The organism is Streptococcus sp. HMSC071D03 (assembly GCF_001812125.1).
Taxonomy (GTDB): domain Bacteria; phylum Bacillota; class Bacilli; order Lactobacillales; family Streptococcaceae; genus Streptococcus; species Streptococcus pseudopneumoniae_N.
This window is the reverse complement of sequence record NZ_KV807720.1, coordinates 1-20,255: the sequence shown is the minus strand read 5'-3', so window position 1 is coordinate 20,255 and position 20,255 is coordinate 1. Positions and strand designations below refer to the sequence as shown.

Annotated in this window: 20 protein-coding genes and 2 pseudogenes; 2 read left to right on the top strand and 20 right to left on the bottom strand. The window is 39.2% G+C overall.

Annotated elements, in window-relative coordinates; translation table 11 throughout:
• Nucleotides 1-68 precede the first annotated feature (68 nt).
• Both HMPREF2837_RS03180 and HMPREF2837_RS03175 read right to left on the bottom strand, forming a co-directional pair.
• Nucleotides 69-1,118 (bottom strand): ABC transporter permease, encoded by a 1,050-nt coding sequence (locus tag HMPREF2837_RS03180; RefSeq protein ID WP_049548358.1) that lies wholly within the window; start codon nucleotides 1,116-1,118, stop codon nucleotides 69-71.
• Entirely contained in the window at nucleotides 1,115-1,846 is a 732-nt protein-coding gene (locus HMPREF2837_RS03175; RefSeq protein ID WP_049548357.1) for an ABC transporter ATP-binding protein, read from the bottom strand. Before HMPREF2837_RS03175 ends, HMPREF2837_RS03180 begins: the two co-directional genes overlap by 4 nt.
• A gap of 67 nt (nucleotides 1,847-1,913) precedes the next feature.
• On the opposite strand from HMPREF2837_RS03175, the gene HMPREF2837_RS03170 reads away from it, so the two are divergent.
• Nucleotides 1,914-2,324, top strand: a complete 411-nt coding sequence (locus HMPREF2837_RS03170; RefSeq protein ID WP_049548356.1) for an HIT family protein — start codon at nucleotides 1,914-1,916, stop codon at nucleotides 2,322-2,324.
• A 9-nt stretch (nucleotides 2,325-2,333) separates the two neighbouring features.
• The gene (locus HMPREF2837_RS03165; protein WP_049548355.1) at nucleotides 2,334-2,621 is read left to right on the top strand and encodes a hypothetical protein; all 288 of its coding nucleotides are present in this window, start codon (nucleotides 2,334-2,336) and stop codon (nucleotides 2,619-2,621) included.
• A gap of 294 nt (nucleotides 2,622-2,915) precedes the next feature.
• Here HMPREF2837_RS03165 and dnaJ read toward each other — a convergent pair whose 3' ends face one another.
• The 18 genes and pseudogenes from dnaJ to HMPREF2837_RS03075 all read right to left on the bottom strand — a co-directional run.
• Nucleotides 2,916-4,052, bottom strand: coding sequence for a molecular chaperone DnaJ (gene dnaJ / locus HMPREF2837_RS03160; protein WP_001066325.1), 1,137 nt, complete (start codon nucleotides 4,050-4,052; stop codon nucleotides 2,916-2,918).
• A gap of 267 nt (nucleotides 4,053-4,319) precedes the next feature.
• Nucleotides 4,320-4,952: pseudogene (locus HMPREF2837_RS11390) on the bottom strand (DJ-1/PfpI family protein).
• Between the two features lie 246 nt (nucleotides 4,953-5,198).
• Nucleotides 5,199-7,022, bottom strand: coding sequence for a molecular chaperone DnaK (gene dnaK / locus HMPREF2837_RS03150; protein ID WP_049548353.1), 1,824 nt, complete (start codon nucleotides 7,020-7,022; stop codon nucleotides 5,199-5,201).
• 376 nt (nucleotides 7,023-7,398) lie between these two features.
• Nucleotides 7,399-7,914 carry a nucleotide exchange factor GrpE gene (grpE, locus tag HMPREF2837_RS03145; protein ID WP_049548352.1) on the bottom strand — a complete coding sequence of 172 codons (516 nt, stop codon included), beginning with the start codon at nucleotides 7,912-7,914 and terminating at the stop codon, nucleotides 7,399-7,401.
• A 26-nt stretch (nucleotides 7,915-7,940) separates the two neighbouring features.
• Nucleotides 7,941-8,975 (bottom strand): heat-inducible transcriptional repressor HrcA, encoded by a 1,035-nt coding sequence (gene hrcA / locus HMPREF2837_RS03140; RefSeq protein WP_049548351.1) that lies wholly within the window; start codon nucleotides 8,973-8,975, stop codon nucleotides 7,941-7,943.
• A gap of 161 nt (nucleotides 8,976-9,136) precedes the next feature.
• Nucleotides 9,137-9,649: a DUF2812 domain-containing protein gene (locus HMPREF2837_RS03135; protein WP_049548350.1), complete on the bottom strand. Its 513-nt coding sequence runs from the start codon at nucleotides 9,647-9,649 to the stop codon at nucleotides 9,137-9,139.
• Between the two features lie 21 nt (nucleotides 9,650-9,670).
• The gene (locus HMPREF2837_RS11850; RefSeq protein ID WP_075230634.1) at nucleotides 9,671-10,246 is read right to left on the bottom strand and encodes a DUF2812 domain-containing protein; all 576 of its coding nucleotides are present in this window, start codon (nucleotides 10,244-10,246) and stop codon (nucleotides 9,671-9,673) included.
• Nucleotides 10,246-10,566: a PadR family transcriptional regulator gene (locus HMPREF2837_RS03125; RefSeq protein WP_070460245.1), complete on the bottom strand. Its 321-nt coding sequence runs from the start codon at nucleotides 10,564-10,566 to the stop codon at nucleotides 10,246-10,248. The genes HMPREF2837_RS11850 and HMPREF2837_RS03125 overlap by 1 nt, the downstream gene beginning before the upstream one ends.
• 120 nt (nucleotides 10,567-10,686) lie before the next feature.
• A complete protein-coding gene (gene glnA, locus HMPREF2837_RS03120; protein WP_075230045.1) occupies nucleotides 10,687-12,033 on the bottom strand; it encodes a type I glutamate--ammonia ligase in 1,347 nt (448 codons plus the stop codon).
• Between the two features lie 35 nt (nucleotides 12,034-12,068).
• Nucleotides 12,069-12,425, bottom strand: coding sequence for a transcriptional repressor GlnR (gene glnR, locus HMPREF2837_RS03115; RefSeq protein WP_000659542.1), 357 nt, complete (start codon nucleotides 12,423-12,425; stop codon nucleotides 12,069-12,071).
• 77 nt (nucleotides 12,426-12,502) lie between these two features.
• Nucleotides 12,503-13,030, bottom strand: coding sequence for an FUSC family protein (locus tag HMPREF2837_RS03110; protein WP_070460249.1), 528 nt, complete (start codon nucleotides 13,028-13,030; stop codon nucleotides 12,503-12,505).
• A gap of 127 nt (nucleotides 13,031-13,157) precedes the next feature.
• On the bottom strand, nucleotides 13,158-14,138 hold the full coding sequence (mraY, locus tag HMPREF2837_RS03105) for a phospho-N-acetylmuramoyl-pentapeptide-transferase (protein WP_075230633.1): 981 nt from the start codon (nucleotides 14,136-14,138) through the stop codon (nucleotides 13,158-13,160).
• Nucleotide 14,139: 1 nt separating this feature from the next.
• Nucleotides 14,140-16,395: a penicillin-binding protein PBP2X gene (gene pbp2X, locus HMPREF2837_RS03100; protein WP_075230632.1), complete on the bottom strand. Its 2,256-nt coding sequence runs from the start codon at nucleotides 16,393-16,395 to the stop codon at nucleotides 14,140-14,142.
• 3 nt (nucleotides 16,396-16,398) lie between these two features.
• Nucleotides 16,399-16,716, bottom strand: coding sequence for a cell division protein FtsL (gene ftsL / locus HMPREF2837_RS03095; protein WP_070460255.1), 318 nt, complete (start codon nucleotides 16,714-16,716; stop codon nucleotides 16,399-16,401).
• Nucleotides 16,717-16,725: 9 nt separating this feature from the next.
• Nucleotides 16,726-17,676: a 16S rRNA (cytosine(1402)-N(4))-methyltransferase RsmH gene (gene rsmH, locus HMPREF2837_RS03090; RefSeq protein ID WP_075230631.1), complete on the bottom strand. Its 951-nt coding sequence runs from the start codon at nucleotides 17,674-17,676 to the stop codon at nucleotides 16,726-16,728.
• A 377-nt stretch (nucleotides 17,677-18,053) separates the two neighbouring features.
• Nucleotides 18,054-19,376, bottom strand: a complete 1,323-nt coding sequence (locus tag HMPREF2837_RS03085; RefSeq protein WP_075230630.1) for an ISLre2 family transposase — start codon at nucleotides 19,374-19,376, stop codon at nucleotides 18,054-18,056.
• A 345-nt stretch (nucleotides 19,377-19,721) separates the two neighbouring features.
• Nucleotides 19,722-19,946 carry a hypothetical protein gene (locus HMPREF2837_RS03080; protein WP_050262561.1) on the bottom strand — a complete coding sequence of 75 codons (225 nt, stop codon included), beginning with the start codon at nucleotides 19,944-19,946 and terminating at the stop codon, nucleotides 19,722-19,724.
• A gap of 52 nt (nucleotides 19,947-19,998) precedes the next feature.
• A pseudogene (locus HMPREF2837_RS03075) lies at nucleotides 19,999-20,255 on the bottom strand (ParA family protein); the annotation flags it as partial.

Sequence of the window (20,255 nt, the reverse complement as noted above, 5' to 3'; positions counted from 1 at the left end):
TGATTGCTAATAAAAAGTGAGGTCGGGATCTTTTGTCCCAACCTCATTTTTTTCTAACCTTATAAGATTTAATCCTGCATCTGGCGTTTCACCTGATAAGGGAGATACAAAATTTGTAAGACCAATCCAGCTCCAAGGAGAGCTAAAAGGGCTAGTTTTTCTTGGAGGGTAATCAACCCAACTAGCAGTTGAACCAATAAAACAAAACCAGTCAATCCTCGGACAACTGCCTGTAACCCTTTTTCCTTTTGTCCCTTGTTTAGCGGGAAAAGTTGGGTCAAATATTGGTAATCAAAGGCATGATAGAGGGCCAGCAACTGAAAGAGCAAGAGATAGTTAAATAAAACCACTACTGCTGCGGCTATCCAAGCTTGCTCGATAAAGATCAACGCCAGCAAGGATAGGAAGAGGAGACGAAGGCTGAGGGCAAAGAGGTCTCCATTTCGCAGATAAGAACGAAGATAGAGGTTCTGCCAGATCTTGCTCGGCACCTTCTGAACAACTTTAAGAATAAAGTCTAGATAGGCACGACGCTTGACGCTGTTTGAAATTCCCTTGACTTGGGTAAAGAGGGCAAAGAAGCGAAGCAAGAACTGCTTGCGTTTACTTTCTTGGGCAATCACATAGTCCCAGTCAAGATGATTTGCACTAAAAAACTTGCCAGCCTTTTTCTGAAACAGGAAATATTTCCCGACTCCCAAAAGAAGAACATAAACACCAAAAACTCCTAAGCCCAAGCCCATGGCTAAAAATAGAGGGGCAAAAAGAAGCAAAAAGAGAGTCTGTACACTAACCCAAAAGATGAAGGAAACTAGGCTGTGCTTTTGGATATGTTCTCTTACTTCTTCTTCAGCTACTAAGAGAAAGAGCTTATCAGGCGCTTCCACATAGGTCGCTATCCCACCCCAAAGTAAGAGTAAAACAGAGACAATCCCAATTAAACCTAGGATTGGTAAGTGATTCTCAGGAAAATGCTGGAGCAGTTGACTATACTGATAGGCTAGAAAACCTACCAAGACCAGTAAAAACAAGACAAAATGGTCATTGAGCACATAGCGCAGATAACCGACACACTCTTTACGAAATGCCTGCTTTCGCTTTAGAAACAAGTCTTTCATCGGTCCTCCTCTTTGGTCAAAGCCAAATAGATATCATTGAGACTTGCTTGAGGCATAGCAAAAGCTTGTCTCAACTCTTCAAGATCCCCTTTAGCTCTCACTTGACCTTTGTGAAGAATAACAAAAGAATCACACATTTTTTCAGCAGATTCAAGAACGTGGGTACTCATGAGGATAGACTTCCCTTTTTTCTTTTCAAGATCCAGAAGCTGAATCAAGTCAGAAATAGCCAAGGGATCAAGACCAAGGAAAGGTTCATCGACGATAAAGAGACTCGGATCCACTACAAAAGCACAGATAATCATGACCTTCTGCTTCATCCCTTTTGAAAAATGAACAGGGAACCAGTCCAATTTCTGGTCCAAACGAAACATTTTTAACAAGGATTCTACTCGCTCAAAAGCTACTTTCTGCTCAATACCATAAGCCATAGCAACCGTCTCGATATGTTCTCTGAGAGTCAATTCCTCGTACAAACTAGGAGTTTCAGGAATGTAACCAATCTGCTGACGATATTCTCGAGGATTGTCACGTAAAGTTAGTCCGTCGATGTTTATTTCTCCACTATAAGGTGTCAAAAGTCCAATAATTTCATTGATGGTCGTTGATTTTCCTGCACCATTGAGACCAATCAAACCGACCAACTGTCCACTTTCGACTGTAAAGGACACATCTTTCAAGACAGGGACATGAACATAGCCCCCTGTCAGGTTTTTAATTTCTAACATATTTTCTCCAAATCTGGTATAATGTAGCTATATTATATCAAAATTCAATACAGTAGAGGTAGATTTTATGTCAGATTGCATTTTTTGTAAAATTATCGCAGGGGAGATTCCCGCATCAAAGGTTTACGAAGATGATCAAGTTCTTGCCTTCCTTGATATCTCACAAGTAACACCTGGTCACACCTTGGTCGTACCAAAAGAACACTACCGCAATCTTTTAGAAATGGATGCTACAAGTGCTAGCCAACTTTTCGCCCAAGTACCAAAGATTGCTCAAAAAGTCATGAAAGCTACCAAAGCTGAAGGTATGAATATCATCGCCAACTGCGAAGAAGTCGCTGGACAAACCGTTTTTCATACCCATGTCCATCTAGTTCCTCGTTATGGTGCAGATGACGACCTAAAAATTGACTTTATCGCACATGAACCAGACTTCGACAAACTTGCTCAAGTCGCTGAAACAATCAAAAACGCTTAAGGAGTCACTATGAAACTATCAAATTTACTACTTTTTGCAGGCTCTGCAGTCGGTTCATACCTCCTCGTTAAGAATCGCCAAGCTATCACTGAAGAAGTTCTAGATACTACTGATCGCGTTGAAGCCATTAAGGATGACTTGGATATCATCCAAGATAGCCTGCAAATTATCGACCAACAAAAAGAACTCATCAAGGAATATCAAAAAGATTTGACCTATAAGTTTAAAGTCTTAGAAAGGGATATCCAAACTAGACTAGCTGTGATAAAAGAAATGCAGGAACTTGAAGATAAGTAAAAAGAACCCGACGGCTCTTTTTTAAAACGTAAACAAGTTATATCCCATCAACTATACATCATAATTTAGGCAACTCATTCACCATTTCATAACCAAATCGAATGCTTTCCCAGACTTTCCGCCGTAATGAAAACACCTGAAACAGTTTGGTTTCAGGTGTTCGGAAACTTTGAGACCTAGGCTCAAAGTTTAGGTATGGAACTTCAAAGAGGTCGCTACCGTCCGTCATTACCTAAGGAAAGTCTTAAAAATCTACAAACAAAAAGAGCCCAACGGCTCTTTTTACTTTATGCTTTATTCTCCTTCAAAGGCATCCTTAATATGGTCAAAGAAGCCTTTTTTCTTTGGATTGACTTTTAGATCACCTGCAGCTGCGAATTCTTTCAAGGCTGCTTTTTGTCGTTCGTTCAAGCCTGTTGGAGTCACGACATTGACAGTAACGTATTGGTCACCAAGGGCACCACCACGAAGGCTAGGCGCACCTTTACCGCGTAGACGGAATCGTTTACCAGTCTGAGTTCCTTCTGGAATGACTAATTCTACATCACCATGGACTGTAGGAATGTCTACTGTATCACCAAGTGCTGCTTGAACAAAATTGAGATTCAAATTGTAGAAGATAGTGGTTCCTTCACGTTCAAACTTATCACTAGCTTCAACTGAAACCACCACGTACAAGTCACCATATGGTCCACCGTTAAATCCTGCTTCACCTTGACCAGCTAGGCGGATCTGTTGACCTGTTTCCACACCAGCAGGGATTTTTACGTGTACGCTATGGGCTTGTTTTTCATGACCAGTTCCATGACAGGTTGTACATGGATCTTTGATTTCTTGACCACGGCCATGACAGACATCACAGGTTACTTGGCGACGCATCATACCAAGAGGTGTTTGGGTATCAACATTGATCACACCTGAACCATGACAGCGTCCACAAGTGACTGGACTTGTTCCAGGTTTAGCACCAGACCCATTACAAGTACGACAACTTGCCTCACGATTGTATTTGACTTCCTTTTCTGTACCAAAAATAGCTTCTTCAAAAGTCAAATGAACGCGATACTGGAGGTCGTCACCTTGACGAGGGGCGTTTGGATTACGTGATGCACCGCCACCACCAAAGAAGCTTGAGAAGATATCTTCAAATCCGCCAAAGCCACCTGCTCCGTCGAAGCCTCCGAAACCGCCAGCACCACCAAAACCACCATTGGCACCAGCAGCACCATATTGATCATAGGCAGCACGTTTCTGTTCATCGCTCAAAGTTTCATAAGCTTCTTGAACTTCCTTGTACTTGTCCTCAGCACCAGGATCCTTGTTGATATCTGGGTGATATTTTTTAGATAATTTCCGATAGGCCCTCTTGATCTCATCTTGAGATGCATTTTTCGAAACGCCCAAACGGTCGTAAAATTCAGTATTGTTCATACAAGATACTAAGAGCGGACAGAAAGCGACTGAAATTTAGGAAACCCACAAGAAATCCTGATTTCTTAGACGGTTTATCTAATTTCCAAGCTTTCCGCTCGGGTTCAATTCCCCGAACACTCTTTGTCCTTTCTATTGATGTTGTAAATCAAACCTCGATGTAGGTCGGGTTCAATTCCTTTCTTTTATATTGAGTAAGAAACTTCAGAGCTCGGCTACAATTTCCCAAACACTCTTTGTTCCTTTATATAATTTTTATGTAAATCTTTAGAGGGTGTTTTCTATACTTTGCTTCACTTGATCAAACTCTTCATCTGATAGAGTAAATAACAAATCCTCTTCAGAGTACTCTTTTTTTTCTTTAAAATAGTTGTCCGTATTCTCTGCCAACCCTAAACTTAGAATCACTTTTCTTGCAAACTCTTGGTGCGCAAAGCCTATAGCCGTAATGATATTTTTATCTTGAACAACCAGTTTGGATTGGAAATTCTCACGTGGAAGAAATTCAAAATAGTCAAAGAAGTTTTGCCAAATTCCACCTGTAAATTTCGTGTCCTTCAACAAGCCTGCTTTCGCCAATAAAAGTGGCGCTTAAGAAATGGCTGCAATTAAGACATCTTGCTCACCAAGACCTCTCAAAAACGATATCAATTTTTCATCCTGTAGAGCAGGGCCAATGTTAACCATTCCTGGCAAAATCACACAAGAATACTCTTCTATACGGATTTGATCCAATGTTTTGGTCGGTTGACAGGGTAAGCCATCCTCAGATATAACTATCGAATGTTCTGAAGCCACATAATCAATTGTTACGTCAAAAGACAGGGCTAAAGTACTTGTTAAAGTGGTTATCTCATAAAGAGAAAAATTAGGATAAATGATACAAAGTACTTTTTTCATACGCAACATCCTCTATTTTACCGAAAAACAGAGGCTGGGTTGCAACCTCTGGATTTCTTCTTATCATTACGACGTTCAAAAACAAAGTCGATTATACTATGTTTTTGAACTAGTAAGGCTGAATTGAGTTTCAACTAAATTGAGCACGCCCTAACCTCTTGGTGAAAAAGATAAATCTTTCTAGAAACTAAAGTTTCTGCGTCAGATTTCCTATTTTCACTGTGAGGTTTTAACGGGCTTTGCATCTTATTTCTCCGTAAACTCTCCGTCTACGACGTCATCGCCTGCGTTTCCTGTTGCTTGTGCGCCTTCTGCTCCTGCTTGAGCTTGTTGGGCTGCTGCGGCTTGTTCGTAGAGTTTAACTGCAAGTCCTTGAGCTTTTTCGTTCAAGGCTTCAAGTTTTGCTTTCATTTCGTCCAAGTTGTTGTCTTCTTGAGCTTTCTTAAGATCATCAAGGGCAACTTGTGCAGCATCACGTTCTGCATCGAAGCCTTTACCTTCAGTTTCCTTGATAGTCTTTTCAGTCGCAAAGATAGCTTGGTCTACTTCGTTACGAAGGTCTACTTCTTCTTTACGTTTCTTATCTGCTTCAGCGTTCGCTTCAGCATCTTTCATCATGCGGTCGATTTCTTCGTCTGTCAAACCTGAGTTAGATTGGATAACAATTGTTTGTTCTTTTTGAGTTCCAAGGTCTTTGGCCTTAACAGATACGATACCGTTCTTATCGATGTCAAATGTTACTTCGATTTGTGGGATACCACGAGGTGCAGCTGGGATATCAGTCAATTGGAAGCGTCCAAGAGTCTTGTTATCTGCTGCCATTGGGCGTTCCCCTTGAAGAACGTGGATATCAACGGCTGGTTGGTTGTCTGCTGCAGTTGAGAAGACTTGTGATTTAGATGTTGGAATTGTTGTGTTGCGGTCGATGAGTTTTGTGAAGACTCCACCCATTGTTTCAATACCAAGTGACAATGGCGTTACGTCAAGAAGGACAACGTCTTTTACATCACCAGTGATCACACCACCTTGGATGGCAGCTCCCATAGCCACTACTTCGTCAGGGTTCACTGATTTGTTTGGTTCTTTACCAGTTTCAGCTTTAACAGCTTCAACAACGGCAGGGATACGAGTTGAACCACCGACAAGGATCACTTCGTCGATTTCTGACAAGCTCAAACCTGCATCTGAAAGGGCTTGGCGAACTGGAACTTTTGTACGTTCTACAAGATCACGAGTCAAATCGTCGAATTTAGCACGAGTCAAAGTCATTTCCAAGTGAAGAGGTCCAGCTTCACCAGCAGTAATAAATGGCAAGCTGATTTGAGTTGAAGTCACTCCAGAAAGGTCTTTCTTAGCTTTTTCAGCTGCGTCTTTCAAACGTTGAAGAGCCATCTTGTCAGCTGACAAGTCGATGCCGTTTTCTTTCTTGAATTCTGCTACCAAGTAGTCGATGATTTTTTGGTCAAAGTCGTCACCACCGAGTTTGTTATCCCCTGCAGTTGCCAATACGTCAAAGACACCATCACCCAATTCAAGGATAGATACGTCGAATGTACCACCACCAAGGTCAAATACCAAGATTTTTTCTTCTTTGTCTGTCTTGTCCAAACCGTAAGCAAGAGCTGCTGCAGTTGGTTCGTTGACGATACGTTCTACTTCAAGACCAGCGATTTTACCAGCGTCTTTTGTTGCTTGACGTTGAGCATCATTGAAGTAAGCTGGAACTGTGATAACTGCTTTCGTTACTTTTTCACCAAGGTATTCTTCAGCGTAACCTTTCAAGTATTGAAGGATCATAGCTGAAATTTCTTGTGGAGTGTATTCTTTTCCGTTTGCAGAGACTTTTTCAGAAGTTCCCATCTTAGATTTGATAGAGATGACTGTATCTGGATTTGTAACTGCTTGACGTTTTGCAGCGTCACCAACGATAATTTCTCCGTTTTTGAATGAGACTACAGATGGAGTTGTACGGTTCCCTTCTGGGTTTGCGATGATTTTTGATTCAGTTCCTTCAAGAACTGCTACTGCTGAGTTTGTTGTACCTAAGTCAATACCGATAATTTTAGACATGTGTTTTTCTCCTTGTTATTTTTTCTCTTTTTTCTTTTTGATACTCTTCTTAGGTGGCTGCGCCGTCAGAGCTTGACTTCGTCAATCTCTTTGACTAAACTTTGAGCCTAAGGTCTCAAAGTTTGCGCAAATAGCGCCACGGCGAAGAGTATCGCCAATGGTTCGCTTCGCTCACTATTGCAAAGCTGAATAATTTTTTATCTTTCTTCATAGTTTAGTGTCGTTTCGGACAAGGTTTTTATTATGTAAATTGCGACACGAGAAGTCGAAATTATACGCAGTAGCTGATTGGCAGTTCACTTCGCAAATGCTTGTGACCAGCCTAATCACCCTTGCGGGGGTGCGTCAACGAAATCACAGATTTCTGACTTACCGCCTAGTTATACACGACTACCATAGTCGGTCTTAGGATGCGGTCATGGAGTTTGTAACCTTTTTGGAATACTTGTGCGATGGTATCTGCTGGGTGTTCATCGTCTGCTGGGAGAGTTTGGATGGCCATATGATAGTTATGGTCAAATTCGCCATCAGCTGCGATTTCTTCGATACCTTCTTGTTTCAGAGCATGTACCAAACTTTCTTGGACCATTTCCAAGCCCTTCTTCACATCATCTGTCAACCCTTCGACGGCAAGGGCACGTTCGAGGTTATCGAGTGATGGCAAGATAGCTTTTGCCAAATCTTGGCTGCGATAGCGTTGCAAGAGTTGGCGCTCTTCGTTGGCACGGCGCTGAATGTTTTGCATTTCTGCATGGGCACGAAGGTATTTGTTTTCAAATTCCTCGGCACGTTCATTGGCCAAGTCCAATTCAGACTTTTCAGGTCTTGTTTCTTCAGCTGTTTCAACAACTTCCTCTTCTTTTACTTCTTCATTTTTAATATCTTGGGCCATTTTCGCCTCCTTTAATGATTTCAATTTTAATTCACTTCATAGTGATTACTGCTAAGATAGCGGTAAAAATCCGTCAACTTCATGGTTAGAACTCGATTGACAACATTAAGTTGATTAACCAATTGTTGATAATCCAGATTAACTGGACCTATAATCGCAAGAATTCCAAATCCACGATAGGGAATCAGGAACTTACTGCTAATCACTGCTAAGTCAGCAAGACAAGATTCTTGGCTATCCGCAACTCGGACACTTTGCATCTGGTCGCCAATCAGATTTTCTCGAATTTCCAAAGCTACCTTTTGTGGCTGATCAAAGAATTGATAGGCTGCTAGATTAGCGAAATTCAAAAGATTGACTTTCCCAGAAACCACGATATTTTCATTGAACATTTCTTTGAATATATGCTCGACGAGATCCATAACGTTATCCGTTGTTGTAAAGTAACGTTGGATAACTTGCGGAATCTCTGTCCGAATCTTGTAATGAATATCCAAAACAGTTTGATCCAGGAAACGCTCTTGAATCATGGTCTTGAGGCGATTTAAATCCTCCTGCAAGAAATTTCTCGGAATCAAAAACTGACTGGTAACTGTTCTAGACTCATCAAGCGTAAAAACTGCCAGTGCTGTATGTTGTCCAAGGACAACAATATCAAAAGCTGTCAACTTCTGCCTACTTGGTTCAACATCCAGTGCTACAACCGTACAACCACTCAAGTCTGCCAAGATTCTCGTTGCCTCTTGAAGAATATCCTCAAGTTTGAAGAATTCCTGATCAAAGGCTTTTACAATCTCATAAACTTGATTCTCAGCTAAACGGTCGAAGGATAAGGAGTGTTTGACATAGTATTGAAATCCAGCTACACTCGGCATCCGACCACTGGAAGTATGTGCCTTTTCAAGCAAACCTTGCTTTTCTAAAGCCGCCATGTCATTTCGAATGGTAGCACTACTAGAGTTGATAGACTCTTGCAAGGCTTTGGATCCAACAGGTTCGTGCGTTTTGGTAAAGATGTCAATAATCAGATTTAAAATATTCTGCTGACGTTCTGTAACCATCTCGCTACTCCTCTCTGATAGATCTTTTTAGCACTCGTAACCTCCAAGTGCTAACTCATGATTCTATTATACACCCTTAGAAAAGAATGTCAAGACAAAAACTCAAAAAATTAGCACTCTTTTACCAAGAGTGCTAAAAATCAGTCTGAGGACCTAGAAAATCATCTTACATTCTCAAGATATTTCTTTTTAAGTCTGTAAAAACTATAGATTAGATATAAAATCATGAGGGCATAAAGGGCAAAAATAAGGAAGAAAGACTGAGAGAGATTTTCGCGAAACAAGCTCATACAAATAGCTAGACCGCCAGAGATAGAAACTGTAGATGTACGAAGTCTAGATTTCACATCAGCCCATCGAAGACGATTGTCCATGAAAGATTGATCATTTAAATCTACATCACAAGTTGCTTTTCGAAAAACAGAATAAGAACAATTTTCCACAAATTCCCATCCTCTATCCTTAATACTTTGTAAATCTACCTCATTTTTTCTAAGATAGCTAGTATTCCACACACGGTAAATCACATCATCTGGTCGGCATTGGTCAAAACAGAAAAAGCCAAAACGATTCGATTTAAATTTCCAACCTTTCAAATGCATCTCATGCAAATAATCTTCTACCTTATCCAAATCAAAAATGGTAAACATTTGAAATTGTACTTTGCTATTCATTGTCTAACCTCCAAAATGGTTTTATTTATCAGATAATTCTTTCCACTTTTGACTCAATCTCCAAAAAATATAAGAAATCTGAATCGCATGGACTATCAATAAAACTCCATCGATTATAACAATCAAAAACATTTCCCAACTGAAAGAACTACCTCCAGTGACAAACTTTGTGAAAACCGGTAGTAGAGCTAAAAAGAGAAGCAAAATAGGAAGCATCCGCCTCGTTAAAATCCGTTTGACCATAGCTAACTTCCCGGCCACGTCGTTATAAATTTCAAACTCCGCATCCGACTCAATTTCAGAATGTGCTTTTCTAAAGTAGGAAAACCCATTAAAGTTTGTAATATGCTCCCAACCACAGTCTTTAAATAGTTGTAAATAGGAGGCTCTCTCTGACTTTTTCATAGGATAAAAGTCCAACTGATAAGACACCTGCTCTGGTTGGCACTTTTCAAAAGTATACTTAACCGCAACTACTAAGTTAGAGTAACTTACTTCCTTAAGTTTCCAGCCTTGAGCATGCATTTCTCTGAGATAGAGAGCCTCTCTATCATAATCCGCAATGGTAGCAATTCTATAAACAACTTTCTTTTCCATCAAAGCTCCTCCCGACTATTTCTGTAGAGCCGTTCAATACGTTTGACTTCAATTTCTAAAACTTTCTGACCCAAGTCAGTTATCTGATAAATCTTTCGTTTTTCCTCTTCTCGAACAAAGGAAATCAAACCATCTTTTTCCATCTTTGACAGGGTTCCATACATGGTCCCAGGGCTAATGGAAACCTGTGAATCTGTCATCTCTTTAACCTTTTGAGTAATACCATAGCCATGATTCTCCTTTTGCAGACAGAACAAAATATAAAAACCCGTTTCAGTCATGGGAAGATAAACCCGCCTAATCTTATCTGTTAATTCCATTTCATCAGACCTCCTATTTAGTTCGATATATCGCACCTCGTTATATAAAATATATCACACCTCGATATAAAATGCAAGAAAAAAAAGATCGTCCTCACGGACAATCTTTCTGATTTATCATTAGTAAAGATCTAGGTAATTGTCAATTTCCCATTGTGAAACGAAGGTTGCATAGCTTGCCCATTCAATTCGTTTGGCTTCAAGGAAGCTAGTGTAGATGTGTTCACCTAGAGCTGCTTTAACCACTTCGTCTTCTGTCATGGCCTTCAAAGCGTTGTGAAGAGTTGATGGAAGGTCTGTGATGCCAGCCTCTTTACGCTCTTCTGCAGTCATGATATAGATGTTTTCTTCGATTGGCGCTGGTGCTTCGATTTTGTTTTCAATACCGTGCAAACCAACTTCCAAAAGAACAGCCATTGCGATATATGGATTTGCCATTGGGTCTACTGAGCGCAATTCCAAACGTGTTCCCATACCACGTGTAGCTGGAACGCGGACAAGTGGTGAACGGTTACGACCAGCCCAAGCGATGTAAACAGGTGCTTCATAGCCTGGAACCAAACGTTTGTATGAGTTAACTGTCGGGTTCATGATAGCTGTGTAATTGTAAGCGTGCTTGATCAAACCACCAAGGAAATGATAGGCTGTTTCTGACAATTGCATTCCTTTTGGATCATTTGGATCAAAGAAGGCGTTGTTCCCTTCAGCATCAAACAAGGACATATTGCAGTGCATTCCTGAACCAGCGATACCAAATTTAGGTTTAGCCATAAAGGTTGCATACAAACCATGTTTACGCGCAATTGTCTTTACAACAAGTTTAAAGATTTGAATCTTGTCACAAGCACGAAGAACTTCATCGTACTTAAAGTCAATCTCATGTTGACCTACGGCAACTTCGTGGTGACTGGCTTCTACTTCAAATCCCATTTTAGTCAAGACATTTACAATCTCACGACGGGTATTATCAGCAAGGTCTGTAGGCGCCAAATCAAAGTAACCACCCTTGTCATTCACCTCAAGAGTTGGGTCTCCATTTTCATCAAGCTTGAATAGGAAGAATTCTGGTTCCGGACCAAGGTTGAATGATTTGAATCCAACTTTCTCCATGTGATGAAGAGCTCGTTTAAGATTGCTTCGAGGATCTCCAGCAAATGGCTCTCCTTCTGTTGTATAGACATCACAGATTAATCCTGCGACACTACCGTTCTCATCTCCCCAAGGGAAGACAGTCCATGTGTCCAGATCAGGGTACAAGTACATATCTGATTCATTGATACGAACAAACCCTTCAATAGAAGATCCATCAAACATAGCCTTGTTTGACAAGACCTTGTCTAGTTGTTCATCTGTAGCAGGAATTTCGACGTTTTTCATTGTTCCCAAAATATCTGAAAACATGAGACGGATAAAGGTTACATTTTTTTCCTTAACTTCACGACGAATATCTGCAGCTGTGATTGGCATGGTTTTTCTCCTTATATATGACGACTTGCGGTTGCCTAACCGCGACCAAAAGGTGATTGTTGAGAAGCAAAGCGACTTTGTTGAAGAACTTCATTCCGAAGGGCCCGACGAACCTCAGTTTGACTAACTGGTTTCTTGGCTTTCGCCTCACGTTCGGCATATTTTTTCTTGATAGCAGCAATGTTCAGACCTTCAGAGATATAGTCCTTAATCTCAAGCAACCGATCCATATCATTTAAAGAATACATCCGGCGATTACCTTCGTTTCTATCAGGCTTTATCAACTCCTGATCTTCATAATAACGAATTTGACGCGCCGAAAGATCGGTCAGCTTCATAACACTACCAATAGGGAAAACTGCCATATTGCGACGAAATTCTTTTTCCTTCATGTGCACTTCCTCTTCTTTCTGTCTATTATAGTCTAAAAAAAATCAATCGTCAATCAATAATGTTATATCTTGTGACATTATTTTGTTTTTTTCAGTAAAATGCTCCGTAAACGATCAATATCGTAATTTACAAGAATTGCTGCAAAAACACCCATAAAAGTTTCAAATACACGAGCAAACACGTACAAAACAGTCTCTCCGCTCGGAATTGATAGGGTAATAATCAACATAGCCGCAACTCCACCGATAACACCTGCCTTATTGTTCATGGCAACATTTGTCATAATGGTTAACATGGTACAAATCGGAACAACAAGAAGGGTTACCCAGAAGGCGCCATGAAAAAGATTATTTAAGAGAAAGAAAATCAGGGCATAAAAACCACCGATACTATTTCCGAGAATACGTGATGTCCCAAAGTGGACACTCTTATCAAAGTCTTCTCTTAAACTAAAAACTGCAGTAAGAGCTCCAATCTGAAGTCCTTTCCAACCAAAAAAACCAAAAATCATGAGAACTAAAAAAACAGCGATTCCTGTTTTAAACGTTCGCATCCCTAACTTAAACTTAGATTTATCAAATGTATACTTTTTAAAATAACTCATCATTTCAACTCTCTATCTCCATTTTACCATAAATTTACCTATTTTTGAGATGGGGATGCAATAAACTGCTACAAATAGAAAAAGAGAAGGGCATAAATCCTTCTCTCTTATAATCAATATTCTATTTTTAGAATAAATACATGAAAGCTAAAGTCAAGAGACTAGCAAGCAAGCCCACTCCCCAGAAGAAGAAATCGACCTTCCACTCACTCCAGGCTTGACCTTTACCTGAAAATCCACCCAACTCAAAATGGTGATGAACTGGTGTCATCCGGAAGATACGTTTTCCTCCAGTCAACTTAAAGTAGGTAACTTGCATCATGACAGATGTTGTTTCAAAAACATACACTATACCAATCAGGAGTAGCGTCCATTCTTGGTGCAGTGCCATAGAAATAGCGGCCAACATCCCTCCAAGAGCAAGACTTCCGACATCTCCCATAAAAACTTTAGCAGGCTTATGGTTAAAGACAAAGAAACCAAGAAGACCACCAATCATAGCAAGAATCACTAGGAGAATATCCAATTGGTTTTGTACATAAGCAATGACTCCATAGGCAGATAGGCTAATCACTACTGAGATACTTGCCAAGCCATCAATTCCGTCAGTCAAGTTAACAGCATTCGAAAAACCAACTAACCAGAAGAGAGCAAAGAAAATGTAAAGAACGCCTAGGTGCAATGGATACCCAAATACATTTAAAACATCCCCTCCTCTTTCATAAAAGAGATAGAAAATAACTCCTCCTATTAATTGAAGCAGGAACTTTTGTTTAGGATTAAGTCCTTCATTGATTTTACGAAAAACCTTGAGAAAATCATCAAAGAAACCAACCAATCCATATAAGACTAGGATAAAAAGAATCATCCCAGCATTATTGGTTAACTGATTCGTCGCAAGAGCAAGAACTAAACTAACTAAGACACCCGTTATAAGAAAGACGATCCCCCCCATTGTTGGGGTTCCGGCCTTAGCCTGATGTTGTTTCACGTCCTCATGCATCTGCTGACCGGTAATATGTGCCTTATGATAAAAACGGATAAAGACTGGAATTCCTACTACTGTAAGAACAAAAGCAACGACTCCAGCAAAGATAGAAACTAACATTCTAATCTCCTAATGTTATTTTTATTTTCTGTATGTTTTTTAAAGCTGTATTGGCACGAACACTTTGTTTCGTAACAGTTTGTCCAGAGCCTTCATATTCTACCTCGAGATTGAGCCATTTTGCAAAGGTTTCAACATTCTTCTTAGACCAACCATACAAGTCAGGCATCTCCTCTACCTTGTCAGAGAGTAGTAGAACTTTTTCATTAGCATCTAGATTGGTTCCTTCTGATACTGAACTTTCTTTAATTTTTGTTCCGGAACCGATAACAATTGGTTGAACAAGGTTACGTCGTAGCTCTTCAGCCAAATCTCCAGCACTATAATCCTTAGTCGCAGGCATTGCATAGTTAGTTGTTGATGTTACCTGATCCAAGTTCTTAGCTGTAGATTGAAGATTGAGAGATTCCTTCATGGCAGAAGCTCGTTCAAGAATAGGATTAGCAAATTCTCCAAACCAAGGGTTAGAAAAGTGTTCTGGCTGTTGAACTGTTACGTAAAGAATAAAATCAGGATTTTCAGAAGGATGCATGGTTACTACAGAAAAGATATAATTGGTTTTCCCAACTAAATATCCTCCGTTTTGCTCATCGGCAATTTGAGCTGTTCCAGATTTGACAGAAACAGTCTGACCAGGAACAGTAACGATTGGTTTACCGGTAAGTTTATTGTACATTGTACCATAAACAGGATCTGTACCAACCAAAATCATATTTTCTCGAGTCAGACTAGCCGCTTCTTTAGAAACAGGATTCCCTACAACCTCCCTCTGCGATTTACGAACAGTCTGATCATTTGGATCATAGAGGGCACTAATAAACTTCGGCTCTAGCATGACCCCATCATTAGCGATTGCTGTAAAGGCACGAAGCATCTGGGTCTGAGTAACAGAAATCCCTTGACCAAAAGAACTCATGGCAATACTAACGATATTGTCTTCAGGCAATTGTCCGGCATATTCATCACTCATCCCAAAACGAGTAGGAACACCAAATTTGAAACGACTGAGATAGTCTAACCAAGTGGCATCCCCCATTTTTTGCTGGAGCAAGGTCATACCGACATTACTCGAGTGATCAAAACCTTGTGAGTATGTCATTATACTTCCAGCTGATAAGCCATCATTCACATCCCAGTCCTTAATAGTTGCATCTGCTATTTTTAATTCGCTACTATTAAAGTATTCTCCACCAGGGAAGGTGTTGTTATCTATAGCTGCTGCTAAGGTCATGACCTTCATGGTTGAACCTGGTTCATAGTTACTTTGGTAAAGGATATCACGCCAGACAAAGTCCTCTGTAATCCCTTCTTTGGTATCAGCATCAAAGGTCGGTCTTTGAGTCGTGGCCAGAATTTCTCCTGTCTTGGCACTAACCAAGGTCGCAGTCATATACTTGCCTTTTAGTTTTCCTTGGAAGGCATCCATTTGACTTTCCATAAAGGACTGCAAAGGACTAGATAGGGTCGTATAGACGTCTTTCCCGTTTACGGTCTGTTGGGTGACTTGTTCTGTACCAGGAACAATATTACCTAGACGGTCTTTTTCGTATGTAATAATACCATCTGTCCCTGCCAATAAACTATTTAAGGAACTCTCGATACCAGATGTCCCAATTAGACTTTTCGTGCCATCTTCATTTTCATGTAACTGTGCTAAACCAATAAAGGATGAGGCAAATTTCCCATTTGGATAACTTCGATTTGGACTAGTCGTAAAATTAATACCCTCAACCTTAGCAGATTCTAAGTCCTGTTTAATGGACATCATATTAGCATAGGTAATCCCATTCCCTTTAGCACCAAAAGAAACCTGTTTGAGATTTGGTTGAGAGAGTTGATTTTTGACGTAAGTCTCCTCCATATCTAAGTATTTATGAAAAATTTCTGCCACTTTGTTGTACTGAGATTCTTCTACATAAAGAACATCACCATTAGCGGACTTATATTCTTTATCTATTACAGCATAAACATTATAAGAGGTCGCATCTTCTGCTATGGGAGTTCCATTACGATCATAAATGGTTCCCCTCTTAGCAGGGACTGTTCGAGTTGTTTGATGAACCTTATAAGCTTCTTTGACCAGGTCAACACCAAACTTCTTTCCCGTACCAATAATCACCGCAAAGTTAACCAAAAAAACAGCAAAGAGAATGACAGCCAAGAGACTAAGGCTTTTCCCAACTCGTCTGCGGTTTTCTAGAGGAGTTCTGCGATTCTTAATGGCAAAGTGTATGATTCTTTCTTTCCAGTTTTTCATTTACTACTCCGCCGATCGGATATTTTCATTATTTAATTGCAAATCTTGTGAATTTGCAATTCCGGTCAAACGTTCTGATCGGATTAATTCATTAACTTCTTGTTTAGCATCATCCAGCTCTGTCTTTTTCTCTTCAATCTGTGTGTTAACAGTTGTCAAATCATTCTGGACCTGCAAAAGTTTAGTCTGCATATAGACTACACTGATTGCTAAGACAAGGGCTGTGATGGCAATTGAAAGGTAAAAGGCCTTTTCAACACGTGAAAATTTTTTTATACGAGCTTGTAGCAATTGGCTCGTTGTTCCTCTGTTTTCTGCCATTATTTCCTCTTACTTGTGAATTTTTCTTGCCACTCGTAGCTTTGCTGAGTGGGAACGATTATTGGCTTCCAATTCTTCCTTGCTTGGTAAAATCGGCTTCCGAGATACTAATTCCATCTTTGGCTTGAGATCGTCTGGAATAAAAGGCAAACCTTTAGGAACTTCAACTGTAGAAGCTTCCTTAAATAACTGCTTAGTCAAGCGATCTTCCAGCGAATGAAATGTGATGACTGAAATTCTTCCATCAAGAGCTAGAAGTTCAATCGCCTGCTGGATTGATTCATCCGCAGCCCCCAGTTCATCATTGACCTCTATACGGATAGCTTGGAAAATTTGTTTGGCTGGGTGACCTTTTTTCTTGAGCTCCTTAGCCGGTTTGGCAGATTTGATAATCTCTGCCAACTCGGTCGTTGTCTCGATTGGTTTAAGCTCACGCGCCTGTTCAATTTTTCGAGCAATCTGTTTGGAAAACTTGTCCTCTCCATATTTGAAAAAGATTCTTACCAAATCATGGTAGTCGTAGTGATTAACGACTTCATAAGCGGTCAAACTAGCTTCCTGATTCATGCGCATATCCAGTGGTGCATCCTTCTTATAGGAAAAACCACGTTCACGCTGATCTAACTGCGGGCTTGACACACCTAAATCATAACAAATTCCATCAATTTCAGTCACACCTAAGTCATGTAAGCGGTCCTTCAAATGACGGAAATTATCCTTGATGAAGGTGACCATGCCCTTTTCAATGTAAGGCGCCAAACGTTTTTGTGCATTATCAATAGCGTTTTGGTCCTGGTCAAAGGCATATAAATGCCCCTTCTCACTTAACTTACTTAATAAATACTCGCTGTGTCCTGCTCCTCCCAAGGTCGCATCAACGTAAATACCATCAGGTTTTACATCTAGCATATCAATGGTCTCATGGAGCATGACCGTTACATGATGAAATTCTTTTGTCATATCTTATCTATTTTACCACAATTCTGACTAGCTTGCACTCGCTAAAGCAAAAACGTATGTGTCGTGATTTTTGAGAAATCCTAAATTCCCATATAAATATATGCAGATACACGAAAGGGCTAAACATTTTTGTATGCTCAGCCCTTGACAATGATTTTTTCTTATGCTATCATTTTAGTTGACTGAGTAATACAAGTGAGGTTTGTGTTACTCTGCGGAGTTGGAGGCTCATTTCCAACTCCTTTTTTCGTTGTTTTTATATCTCTATTATACCAAAATCAGGATAAATGTCAATTATTCCACGCCAAAAAAGCCCAAATCTCACTAGAAATTTTTGCTTATTTATATTTGTGTTTTCATTAAAATTAGCACTTAAATTATTTCATCTTAAATATCTTTTCTATATTTTTATGTAAACGGGGAAGTTTGTAGTCTTTAGAGTCATTTTTAGGTCGAACACTATCCGCACTGATATGATCCAATGAAGTATACTTATCATAGTCCCTCTTCCATTCTCCAAAAAATAAATCTCTTAATTTTCCTTCACGTTCTAACAATATCATATTCGCTACGGCTATCCCACCTTCACTTGTCCAATACATCCCTCTATGTTTCATTCTATACGTTATTTTTCTATGCTGGCTCTCCATAATCCCAATACCTGACTTTGGAAGTCCTCTCATCTCCGCTGGTTTCGTATACTGAAAATTTCTAATTAATCTACTCGAATAATATTCAAATTTTTCTTGTCCTTCTTCACTACTAACCAAAGATTCTATAGTATCTAGTGAACGCCTTAATAATTTCTTATCATGCTCTCTAATAGCTTGAAATAAGTCTTCTCTCAACTCTCTCGGATAAGACTTTGTAAATTCTTTGATTTCTTTGTTCAAGTGATATTCGTCCCAAAAATGCTCATGCCTCTTAACATTAAATGATTTAGCAATTTCAGTAAATACATGTGGAGTATAACCCTTGCCACAGTCAGAATTGGTAACTAGTACAGTCTCATTTGTAATTTCATATTCATTTTCCAATAAATCTAACAATTCTCTACGAGCTAAGCGATTATCCAATCGGATAAGCTCTTTTTTATTTTCTAGCTCAAAACGATTTGGGCCAATCTGTTTAGAACCTGTATGAACTACAAAATGTGATAAATCCATATTCTTTTTTTCAGAATCATCTTCAGATGTTTTCACATATACACCATCTCCTTCTATGTAGATGATATCTGCTTTAATTTTTTCAATCTTCTTCTCTTCTTTAAAAAATCGATAATCATCCTTTTCTTCTAGTAATTGATTGGCTAATTTAACAACCTTATTGACGGTATCTTTAGTGACAGTTACATTATAAACCATCTCAATTGTCTCTCCTACCTGACGATAGGGTAGTTTTGTAGCTAGAACCGCAGCTTGATACAATAGTTCCTGTGAATGACGTACATTCTTTTCTAATCCTAACATTTCATCAACTGGTATTCTACATTCACCATTCTTATACCAACGTTTTCTAGAAAAGGTCACTTCTCCAAATGTAAAAGCTACTGTACGTTCAGACTGATTTTTACAACGATATCCTTTAGATCTCATACTAGAGCTTATCGACTCATCATACTGTGCAATATGCTGTAAAAAATTTTGTTTTGTCTTTTCTTGTTCCTGGCTACTAAATCTCAATTCATCAAATTGTTTCATACAATTTTTCATTTCCCTTTCAATTCTTATGAAAATTGTATGATTTTTAAAACAAGTCATCAAATTTATTTTTGTTCCAAGAATAAAATAGGCTGTTTCTTTAAATTAAAATCAACGCTCTATTTATTATTGAAAAATACTAAAGTGATTTAGTTGAGTCTCAGAAGTTCAACTGTTTCTATTTCAAGGTAAAAATAAAAGCCTGATATAAGAACCAGGCTCAGTACGGTTATCAAGATTATTATCTCGCAACCAATAGAAGGTATTTTACAACAAAAAATAACAGACTTTATAATTATATTTATATTTATATTTGTAGTTGTAATTATGTTTATATCTGTTTTTTTATTGTAAACTTTCTAGCCACCTATCAAGATAATCTGATGCAGACTTTGCTCCGGCTGCTTTAGCAATCTCATCTAATTTTTTCCGATTGCTTGGTTTCAAAGTAAACTGGAATTGCTTTTTGCGTTCAAAACTTTCAAAGTTGGCTACCTCTGAAACCTGCTCAGGTTGGTGGGTTGCTTCGATAATCTGCGAAATCTCTTTTTCTTTTGGTGTGAATGCCATGACAATCTCCTTCTAATTATATTTATAATTGTATTTGTGTTTATAAATATAATTATATTGTATCATAAATTTTTGAAAAAGTCTGCTCCAGCTCAGTGAAAAACTTTTTGTGTTTTTGATAAAGTTCATGATTCTCCTCCATATCTGCAATAGAGATCTTATCAATCGTGGAATGATTGAATAACTCTTTTGCTGGTACAATTCCTAGAAGGTTATCTGTTCCCTTTTCTTTGGCTTCAAGTCCCAGGGCTTCCAGTAATTCTCTCGATGATCCGTAGTTTGGTCGAATCATATTTGCTAAGAAATATA